Here is a 228-nt window from a genome sequence, read left to right as displayed (position 1 = left end):
CCTCGCCGGAATGCCGCAGCCAGGCGCCGACCGCTTCCAGCCGCGCGAGCGCCGGCACAGGCCAGGTGCCGACCGGACGCGGGCCGACATACAGGAGCAGATTGCCGCCCTTGCTCGCGACCTCGAGCAGCGTGTCGAGCAGCGCCACCGGCGGCTTGTACGTAGCGGGGTCGTAATGGTACGCCCATTGATGGTTTCATGTCAAACACGTCTCCCACCACTCGTCCG

The 228-nt window shown here is 68.0% G+C and carries 1 pseudogene; it reads right to left on the bottom strand.

From position 1 onward, the window contains the following. Positions 1-181: pseudogene (locus tag KVT38_RS35835) on the bottom strand (alpha-L-fucosidase); the annotation flags it as partial. Positions 182-228: the final 47 nt, after the last annotated feature.

This window comes from Cohnella sp. GbtcB17 (assembly GCF_019091135.1).
In the GTDB taxonomy this organism is placed as follows: Bacteria; Bacillota; Bacilli; order Paenibacillales; family Paenibacillaceae; genus Cohnella.
Note: the sequence above shows the minus strand (reverse complement) of the source record. Positions and strands in the feature narration are given on the sequence as shown.